This window comes from Orbus hercynius, from assembly GCF_003634275.1.
In the GTDB taxonomy this organism is placed as follows: domain Bacteria; phylum Pseudomonadota; class Gammaproteobacteria; order Enterobacterales; family Orbaceae; genus Orbus; species Orbus hercynius.
In genome coordinates this window covers 243,391-252,845 of sequence record NZ_RBWY01000004.1, presented here as the reverse complement: position 1 = coordinate 252,845, position 9,455 = coordinate 243,391, and the positions used below count along the sequence as shown (strand labels likewise).

Sequence of the window (9,455 nt, the reverse complement as noted above, 5' to 3'; positions counted from 1 at the left end):
TAAAACCAATAGTACCTCCAGGAGTACATATTATAGGAACTTAGCATAAATGGTTTGCGAGCATGAACTATTATTCTTTATTGGCGTGATAAAGCACAAGATCCTACACCACTAGTAATCAGTTATGAATATCAAGCGTCATAATATTAAGGAATACATCATGTCAAAATGGCAAAAAATAATAATGCTCTTTTCACTATTTTTATTGGTTGGCTGTGAAAATGCCGATATTAAAAAAACCTTGCAGGCGGGATTTGATAATGCGAATCCGACAGGTACTAGGGGAGTCTGTTTTACTGTGGGACGTATTGATTATCCTTATACTACCAAGGAAGTAACCGGCAAGTTAGATGAGTATGGTTATAATCGTTTTATTGATGGAAATAATATATTGAATAAACGATTAGCGATGTTTGCCCGTTTAGGGCTGTTAAGTGAAACCGCTGCTGTCGATGATAACGGTCAACCTACGGGTTTTTATCAATATAACTTTACAGATGAGGGCTTAAAATATAAAGCCTATTATTTAGGGGGAACAAGTCAGGTATTTTGTTTTGGTCGGGTGGTGGTCGATTCCATTGGGAATAAACTCTGGGAGCCAAATAAAACTACGATGACTTTTACTTATTATTATCATGTTGAAGGCGAGATCCCTGAGTGGGCGAAATCACCAGAATTAAATGAATATATCGCATTATCGAAAGATAATCAGCAAATCGATTGGTCAGATCAAGGATCTAATAATTTTTTCCGAAAAACGAAAGAGGGTTTAAAGCCAATCGTCACTGTCGGGTCATTAGTATTTGGTAACTGATTATGTACTAAATTAATTGTAATAAATATGTGTATTTATGATGGTTCTTGTCTGACCAGGTATTATTGCAGTTTTATCGTCAAAAGAAGCATGTGGATGTTATTGAAATCCAATCAACGGTACCCGCTTGGCATATGCGTGCTATGGCGGGGATTAAGTTACAAAAAGAAAATAATGAACGTTATGTATCGTTAAATCATAATGGTGAGGAGATTACTTTACCTCCGACTACATTGGAAGTATTAGAGGATAAAATCGACAGTTACTCGGCTGTATCGCCGCAAAATGATGAGATTGCATTTTTAGTGGTGAATCAAATATTAGGTACTTTTGCTGATTCCGGGGCTCTGTCCCCTTATCACTATCGATTAGTGATGCATTACTGGCGGGATAAAACACGAGACCCGACACCGCTAGTCATCAGTTATGAATATCAAGCGTCATAATATTAAGGAATACATCATGTCAAAATGGCAAAAAATAATAATGCTCTTCACGCTATTTTTATTGGTTGGCTGTGAAAATGCCTAGAGCCGCTAAACGTTTACCTAGCCACGACTAACCCAAACACTGCCGCTTTGCAGCGGCTGCATTTAGGTGTAGGGCTCACGATGCTATTTGCAATTTATGCACTTTGTTCGGCTAATAAACGCTGTTCATACGCCTTGAGATGTGTGTAGGCAAGGTGTAATGTTGGTGATTCAATGTTTGCTAAAATCGATTTATTGAGCATAAAACCAATAATATGATCGGCTTCAATGCGGTTTTTGCGTTCAATATCGCGCAGCATTGAGGTGGCGTATTTTGAGTTCGGATCAGAAAAAATAGCTTGATAGGTTTTGATAAAGCTGTCACTTGGCCGATAGCCATTTTGGCTAGCGATTTGTGCATTTGTCTCGAGTAATTGTAAAAATTGTTGTTTACCTTCTGGCGTGCGAACAATTTCCCCGACATTCGCACGCATCAGGCATGTCATGGCGGCGGCGGTTGATAGATGGACCAGTTTTTGCCACATTTGCTGCATCATATCGTTGACGCCGCTGATCTGCACACCTTTTGCTTGTGCAAACAACTGGGTAAATTGTGTCACCCGTGGGGTGATTTCGGCGGCTTGTTCGCCAACCGTTAAATCACACCAATCATTTAAGTGTAAAATATCGCCTTGTTCACTCATGGTAACTTGAATTTTCGCGCTGCCACCAAGTACTTTATCTTGGCCAAAGCGTGCATTTAATTGCTCAATATGGGCAACGCCATTTAGCAGTGGAATAATCGCGGTTGATGGACCAACTGCTGGAGCGATGCTACTTATTGCTGATTCTAAATCATAAGATTTACAGGCCAGAATAATAAAATCATAGTGCGCTTTTAGCTGCGTTGCGGTCACGGTATTGACCGCGATATTGGCATCACCAAACTGGCTCTTAATGGTTAAGCCGTTTTGTGTTAATCGCTGTTGTCTTGCTTCGCGCACTAGGAATGTGACATCTTGCCCAGCTTCGGCTAAACGTCCACCAAAATAACCACCAATGCCACCGGCGCCCAATACGAGTACTTTGCTCTTGTTCATAATTTTCCCTTTCGATGACAACGCATGCTGTGAGGCGTATATTAAATAAAACTTTGTTATAAATTAATAACATAAATTGATTTTGATACTATACTCCTTGTTATCTAATCCTGTCAAATTCACGGCAGTTGTTGGTTGGATTACCAGATTTATAACTCATTTTAGATTACCAACCTTGGCAGTGTGATAGGGGTCACGGCAATGGGTTTTAGAGCCTGCTATAATTGCTTGTATGGTCATAAAATGAGGTTATCAACGATGAAAAAAAACGTGTTATCTGCATTATTTTTCGCGCTATTATCGGGACAAGTTTTGGCAACGGTGCCACCTGGCAATGATGCGACCACTAAGCCCGATCTCTATTATTTAACCAATTCACAAGCGATTGATAGTTTAGCGTTACTACCCGCGCCTCCTGAAATTGGCAGTATTCTGTTTTTATACGATCAAGCGATGTATGAAAAAGGCTTCTTACTGCGAGGTACTGAGCGGGGTAAGCAAGCTGCAGCCGATGCTGATCTGGCGGCTGGCGGCGTTGCCAATGCGTTTTCTACTGCGTTTGGTTATCCGATTACCACAAAAGATGCCCCTGAAATTCATAAATTGTTAACCAATATGCTTGAAGATGCCGGCGATCTGGCAACGCGATCGGCAAAAATGGCGTATATGCGTATTCGGCCATTTGCCTTTTATGGCGTTGAAACCTGTAATACCAAAGAACAAAAATCACTATCAACCAATGGCTCTTATCCGTCAGGTCACACGTCTATTGGCTGGGCCTCGGCTTTAGTACTGACGGAAATCAACCCGGCTAATCAAGATGCGATTTTAAAACGCGGCTATGAATTAGGGCAAAGCCGCGTGATTTGTGGTTACCACTGGCAAAGTGATGTGGATGCGGCAAGAATTGTTGCCTCAGGCGTCGTCGCAACGTTGCACTCTAATCCGGCATTTCTTGCGCAGCTAGCTAAAGCAAAAGCGGAATTTGCCACATTAGCAAAATAATTGATTATGTCTGTATTGATTGTCATAACACCAGACCCGCATTAAGCGGGTTTTTTTATAGCGAGAAGGGGGTTGATTGGTATTGCAAAGTCGGATTTTTAATCCAGTCTTGTGATGCGATAATGGCCAGTTCACGGGCATTGTTTTGCTTGGTGATGGCCAGCACATGATTGGCGGCATTCGCGGCCAGCTCGAACGCCATTAATTGCGATTTGCCATTGACTAAATGGGCGGTAAATAGGCCACAAATCAAATCACCCACCCCTAATGGCCGATGGGGGAAGTCATATAATGGACGGGCAAGATGGTAGTTATGCGACTGGGTTGATAACACCATTTCAAATTGATCAGTTGTTTTGCCCGCATGCACTAAATTTTTAACTAAGATGCCCCTGATATGCGGTTTTTTCAGCGCGTTGATTGCTTTAATGACATCATTAAAGCAGGTGATCTCAATATTGGATAATAGCTGTAATTCCAATAAATTTGGCGTGATATAGTCCGCTTGATTAATCGCTTGATGCGTGAAAAAATCAATAATATTACGTGGCAACGAGCTGCCTTTATTGATATCGCCGCCCATAACCGGATCGCAAACATAAATCGCATTTGGGTTATAGTGTTTAATCTTGTTAACGGCTTCGAGAATCTCTTCACCTTGCTCGGCAAGGCCGATATAGCCAGAAATAATCGCGTCAATTGAAGCTAAAACCCCGATTTTTTCTAAACTATTTACAATGCGGGTGATCTGCTGTTCGCCAAGCACTATCCCATCATAATTCGGGTAAACGGTGTTACTTGATAATTGCACCGTATGAATTGGCATGACTTCAACGCCTTGTAATTGCATCGGTAATGTCGAGACTTTATTACCGGCGTAGCCATACACGACATTGGATTGCATCGATAAAACGGTTTTCATAATAGTTGCCTTATTACTCATCATAATAGTGATAGCGGCTTAACAGATAAATACAAACAATGGATATTAACGCTAAGCTACAATAAAACAGGGCGAGTGGATACCAAAACTGCTGGTACTGATAAATAATATAGCCACCAATCATCGGAATGAGGCTACCAAAAATGGCCGCACAGCCTTGGTAACTCATTGATAACGCAGTATAGCGAATTCTGACCGGGAAAATACGACTGAGGTAGCCGGCGATAACGCCATAAAAGCCGCTATAACAAATCACATTTAATGAAATACCAATAATAAAGCTAGTTGTGGTGCCTAACTGAATAATCGGGAACAGCAGGAATACCGATCCCATCGCGAGGACTGCCGAGCAAATTAAAAAACGTGAGGCCGAGTATTTTTCGGAAAAATAGGAGATAAACGGCTGCGCAATAAAGTGCACCAGTGCCACCCAGAACAAGGCATCCACAATGATGCTTTTATCAACGCCCATGGCAATGGTCGTGTAACCAATCATTAACGTATTGGAAAAAATGCCACTAAATGACAGTACGTTAGCGCCAATCGCTAACACTAACAGCGGTAGGGCATGTTTGACCACTTCAATAATGGGGGCTGACTCTTGTTTTAAGTTATCTTGTTGTTGGCAAGACTCCGTAAACACTGGCGATTCAGTTAAGGTCAAGCGAGCGATTAGTCCGATAATGAGCAGAATAAAACTCACCAGAAACGGAATGCGCCAATAACCACTATCAATCAACAGATCACTCGGTAAACGAAGAATATAAGAAAACACCAACAAGGCTAAAATATTACCTGCCGGGCTGCCCCACTGAGCAAAGGATGAGAAGAAATTTTTCAAGCCTTTGGGGGCATGTTCATTAGCCATTAACACCGCGCCCCCCCATTCACCGCCAACGGCAATACCTTGAATGATTCGCAGTAAAACCAATAAAATCGGCGCGGCAATGCCGGCTGATTGGTAAGAGGGCAAAAAACCCACACACGTCGTTGCAATGCCCATTAACATTAAGGTGATGACCAGCGACTTTTTACGCCCCAAGCGGTCACCAATATGGCCAAATAAAATCGCCCCTAACGGCCTAGATAGAAAACCAATCGCAAAGGCGGCAAAGGCGCCTAAAATTTGAATAAACTCGTTATCTGACGGGAAAAAAAGTGGGCCAAAAATGAGCACTGAGGCTAGTGCATAGATATAAAAATCATACCACTCAATGGTGGTGCCGATAAATGCGGCAAAGGCGACTTTTTTAGCTGACGGTTTGGACATGATATCAACCTTAGATAAATATGTGACTATTTTATGGCAAGAAAACTAGCATAAAACTATCAATATCACAATTCGTTATCGATGGTGAGAGCAGGAATTGTATAAAAAGCGGAGATGATATTGTTTAGTAGGTGCTGTGATAGGTATCACGATAACGCGTAACTAAGTTGACTATAATTAATAATCTTGTCACCAAGTGAGGTTATAAAAGGTGCTAAAAATCATATCCTCGACGCTGCTATTAGGGTTACTATCTGCTAGCCACGTTTTTGCAACGCTCCCCTCTGGCAATAATGTTACCACTAAAACCGGCCTTGTATTACTTAAAAAACTCACAAACGATTGATAGCTTCGCATTGTTACCACCGCCACCGGAAATTGGCAGTATTTTGTTCTTATATGATCAAGCCATGTATGAAAAAGGGTTCTTACTTCGAGGGACTGAACGTGGTCGGCAAAAATGCAGTCGATGTGACCAGAATTGTCGCATCTGGAATCGTTGCGACACTGCATTCTAATCCGGCGTTTCTTGTTCAATTAGCGAAAGCGAAAGCCGAATTTGCGAAATTACAACATGCCTAAATTATCATATTTAGCCAAACCTGTTTTCGCTGGATTTGACTAAGTGAGATTGGGCGGCAAAAGTGCTAAGATGTGCGCGTATATCGTTGATTGGTCAAACTCATCAATAATTGATAAGTTATCAAAACCGCAGCTAATTGCGATGAGTCGCCAAGCTAAATCATTGGCGCTGTTTGTTTGCAGTGCATTATCGGCAACGGCTTCATTAATTAGCTGCACAATATACTCATGCCATTCATTGGTTGAGGACTGATAAGCGCGTTTGATATCTGGATCTTTGTCAGATAAAAATAGCGCTTCATTCCACATTTTTCTAAAAATAACGGCATTGTTACCTTTTAACGGGATCACTGATTCAATGATTTTGTCGATATGGGTTTTGTGCTCAAGATCCGTTTGTTGCTGCTCAATGAGTTGATTGGTTATGGCAATGAGTGCGATACTTTTGAGTTCGCCAATGGTTTTAAAGTGTTTATGAATTAAGCCGACTGAAATATTGGCTGTTTTGGCTATTTTTCGGGCGGTGATGGCCGCAATCCCTTCGTCAATCACGACTTGCATCGCGGTATTTAGAATTTGTTGATAACGCTCATTTTTCTTTAAATAGCTCATAAACCGCTTAATTTCAAATAAATTTTAATTATTATGCCCTGAAAGTGGACATGTGTTCAAGAAATATATAGAATTCTGTTTTTTGTGAACCAGCGTTCATTTTCGAGAGGGAATATGAAATCAAAATGGGTGATATTGGCATTAATTATTTTAATGTATTTGCCGGTATCAATTGATGCGACGATATTGCATGTTGCCGTGCCAACTTTGGCGAGCGAACTCGCTACCAAATCGAATCAATTACTATGGATTATTGATATTTATTCTTTAGTAATGGCCGGTATGTTGCTACCGATGGGGGCCTTAGGTGATCGGGTTGGCTTTAAAAAATTAGTCATTATTGGTTTAACGATATTTGGTCTGGCTTCATTATTTGCAGCATTATCGACTTCGGCAATGATGCTGATTATGGCCAGAGCATTACTGGCTATTGGGGCGGCAATGATATTGCCAGCAACGCTCTCTGGTATTCGAAAAACCTTTGAGGATGAAAAAGAGCGCGCTATGGCGCTAGGTATTTGGACGACGATAGGTGTTTCAGGCGCCGCACTTGGGCCACTGATCGGCGGGTACTTATTATCGCACTTTCATTGGGGAGTGGTGTTTCTAATTAATATTCCACTGGTTTTAATCACCATTATCGGGGTTATGATTGTCATTCCTAAACAAGTGGAAAATACCAAACAGCAATGGCCATTAGGTAAAGCTATTTTTTTAACCATTGCTGTTTTACTGATTGTGTATGGCTTAAAATCGAGTTTAAAATTGGACGGTGAATTACGCTATTCATGTGCGATAGGTATTTTGGGTATCACATTGCTCACGCTGTTTATCAAGAAAGAGCTTAAATCCGCTGCACCAATGATCGATTTTCATCTGTTTAAAATAAAAGCCTTAGTGATAGGTACGATTATCGCTATGGTTGTTATGGTGACTTTAGTTGGGTTTGAGTTATTAGTGACGCAAGAGTTACAGCTTGTCTATCATTTTACGCCATTAAAAGCGGGTATTTTTATTGCTCCCTTAATGTTATCAAGTTGTATTGGCGGATCGATTGCCGGTTGGTTATCTAGCCGCGTGTCATTTAGAATTCTTGCGACGGCGGGTATTGGTATTAGTTCACTGTGTTTTTTAGGGCTGGCTTCGGTAGATTTTATTACGCAAACTTATTGGGTTTGGGGGCTCTTTATTTTATTAGGTTTGAGCCTTGATATTGCCTTATTATCATCGACTTCTGCGATTATGTCGGCGGTGTCTAGCGAGCAGTCATCCGCGGCGGGTGCGATAGAGGGAATTGCGTATGAGCTAGGAGCCGGGTTTGGGGTGATTATTTTTGGTCTAATGATCTCAATTATTTATAGTTACCATATCGATTTACCTACTGGTTTGAGCCAGCCTATGCAGCAAGAGGCAAAAAGTTCAATTACTCAGGCATTTTATGTGGCAAGTCAGCTCGATGTTACCTCGTTAAGTGAACAACTGATTTCTGCCGCTAAGCTTGCTTTCTCAAAGGCTCATCAAGTGATTTTAATCTCGGCTGGTAGTTTGTTACTGTTATTAACCCTCTTTATTTGGCAATCAACACCGAGCAAAATTAATCATCACTAACCGATGCGGTCAAAGCGGGCTTAAGTGCAATTTGGCTTTGACCGTTTACTGCTTCGGCTTGATACAACTCGCGAATGGCATTTTATATTTGGCACAGCGCTGCGTTTACGGTATTACAACAGTTGCTGCATGTTAATCTCTTTGCTTAAAAAATCTAAGAAACACGAAATACGTGAGGCCAGCTGTCGGTTTTTGTAGTATACGGCATTAACCGGTTTATCTCGATAAATCGTGTCGTGTGCTAAGATTGGTATCAGTTGCTGAGATAGCTGATCGTGCCTGGTCATAAAATTTGATAATGCTACAATACCTTCCCCTTGTAATGCTAATTGCCGGATCATTTCACCATTAGATGATGAGATGGTTGGAGTAATATGTAATATTTCCCCTTTATCATTGAGTATTGGCCAGGTATTTAAACCACTGGTGGCGTGAAAACCAATTAGAGTATGTTCTTGCAATTGCACCGCATTACTCGGGGTGCCGTGTTTGTTTAAATACGCCGGGCTTGCCAAAATTTTTGTTTGGCTCGAACCCAAATAGCGGGCATGTAATGATGAATCTTTTAAAGAGCCGATGCGAATGGCAACATCGGTGCGCTTTTCTATCAAATCGATGATGTGATCATCAGTATTGAGCTCTAACTGTATGAGCGGATAAGCGGCGCGAAAGCGACCAATTAAGGGGATAATCACATGCTGCATAAATGGCGTTGCGGCGTTAACGCGCAGCAGTCCTGCGACCTCTTTACGTTGTAAAATGATAGCTTCTTCCGCTTCTTCTACCGAAGCAATAATGCGCAGTGCATGGCTCAGAAAGAGCTGCCCTTCGGCGGTTAATTCTAGCCGGCGAGTGGTTCTGCGTAGTAAGGTGGTATTGAGCTTTTTTTCTAGCCTGGTTAGTGCACGGCTAACGCCAGAGGTAGTTTGTTGTAATTGTTCGGCGGCATGGGTAATCGATCCGGTATTGACCACGGTACTAAAGGCTAATAGCTCTTCAAATGTCACATTCATGATGGGTTGCTCAATTATTGTTGATTTTTAGTCAAGTA

General features: G+C 41.5%; 10 protein-coding genes and 1 pseudogene. 6 read left to right on the top strand and 5 right to left on the bottom strand.

Annotation, left to right across the window (positions count from 1 at the left end; translation table 11 throughout):
* The first annotated feature begins 160 nt into the window (after window positions 1–160).
* A complete protein-coding gene (locus DES39_RS10115) occupies window positions 161–814 on the top strand; it encodes a hypothetical protein (RefSeq protein ID WP_121145742.1) in 654 nt (217 codons plus the stop codon).
* Between the two features lie 47 nt (window positions 815–861).
* The gene (locus DES39_RS10110; protein WP_147405436.1) at window positions 862–1,260 is read left to right on the top strand and encodes a hypothetical protein; all 399 of its coding nucleotides are present in this window, start codon (window positions 862–864) and stop codon (window positions 1,258–1,260) included.
* Between the two features lie 179 nt (window positions 1,261–1,439).
* Here the strand turns inward: DES39_RS10110 and DES39_RS10105 are convergent, their stop codons facing one another.
* Entirely contained in the window at window positions 1,440–2,384 is a 945-nt protein-coding gene (locus tag DES39_RS10105; protein ID WP_121145738.1) for a ketopantoate reductase family protein, read from the bottom strand.
* A gap of 258 nt (window positions 2,385–2,642) precedes the next feature.
* Here DES39_RS10105 and phoC point away from each other — a divergent pair, with 258 nt between their 5' ends.
* Complete coding sequence (phoC, locus tag DES39_RS10100) at window positions 2,643–3,389, top strand: acid phosphatase PhoC (protein WP_121145736.1); 747 nt, start codon at window positions 2,643–2,645, stop codon at window positions 3,387–3,389.
* A gap of 55 nt (window positions 3,390–3,444) precedes the next feature.
* Here the strand turns inward: phoC and pdxY are convergent, their stop codons facing one another.
* Entirely contained in the window at window positions 3,445–4,311 is an 867-nt protein-coding gene (gene pdxY, locus DES39_RS10095; RefSeq protein ID WP_170143393.1) for a pyridoxal kinase PdxY, read from the bottom strand.
* A gap of 13 nt (window positions 4,312–4,324) precedes the next feature.
* Complete coding sequence (locus DES39_RS10090) at window positions 4,325–5,602, bottom strand: MFS transporter (RefSeq protein ID WP_121145732.1); 1,278 nt, start codon at window positions 5,600–5,602, stop codon at window positions 4,325–4,327.
* A 220-nt stretch (window positions 5,603–5,822) separates the two neighbouring features.
* On the opposite strand from DES39_RS10090, the pseudogene DES39_RS11160 reads away from it, so the two are divergent.
* Both DES39_RS11160 and DES39_RS11090 read left to right on the top strand, forming a co-directional pair.
* Window positions 5,823–6,078, top strand: a pseudogene (locus DES39_RS11160) (phosphatase PAP2 family protein); the annotation flags it as partial.
* Complete coding sequence (locus DES39_RS11090; protein WP_281271092.1) at window positions 6,050–6,184, top strand: hypothetical protein; 135 nt, start codon at window positions 6,050–6,052, stop codon at window positions 6,182–6,184. The pseudogene DES39_RS11160 and the gene DES39_RS11090, both read left to right, overlap by 29 nt.
* Window positions 6,185–6,223: 39 nt before the next feature.
* On the opposite strand, the gene DES39_RS10080 is transcribed toward DES39_RS11090, so the two are convergent.
* Window positions 6,224–6,796, bottom strand: a complete 573-nt coding sequence (locus DES39_RS10080; RefSeq protein ID WP_121145730.1) for a TetR family transcriptional regulator — start codon at window positions 6,794–6,796, stop codon at window positions 6,224–6,226.
* Window positions 6,797–6,910: 114 nt separating this feature from the next.
* Here DES39_RS10080 and DES39_RS10075 point away from each other — a divergent pair, with 114 nt between their 5' ends.
* Window positions 6,911–8,404, top strand: coding sequence for an MFS transporter (locus DES39_RS10075; RefSeq protein ID WP_121145728.1), 1,494 nt, complete (start codon window positions 6,911–6,913; stop codon window positions 8,402–8,404).
* A gap of 113 nt (window positions 8,405–8,517) precedes the next feature.
* Here the strand turns inward: DES39_RS10075 and DES39_RS10070 are convergent, their stop codons facing one another.
* Window positions 8,518–9,417, bottom strand: a complete 900-nt coding sequence (locus DES39_RS10070; protein WP_121145726.1) for a LysR substrate-binding domain-containing protein — start codon at window positions 9,415–9,417, stop codon at window positions 8,518–8,520.
* Between the last annotated feature and the right edge of the window lie 38 nt (window positions 9,418–9,455).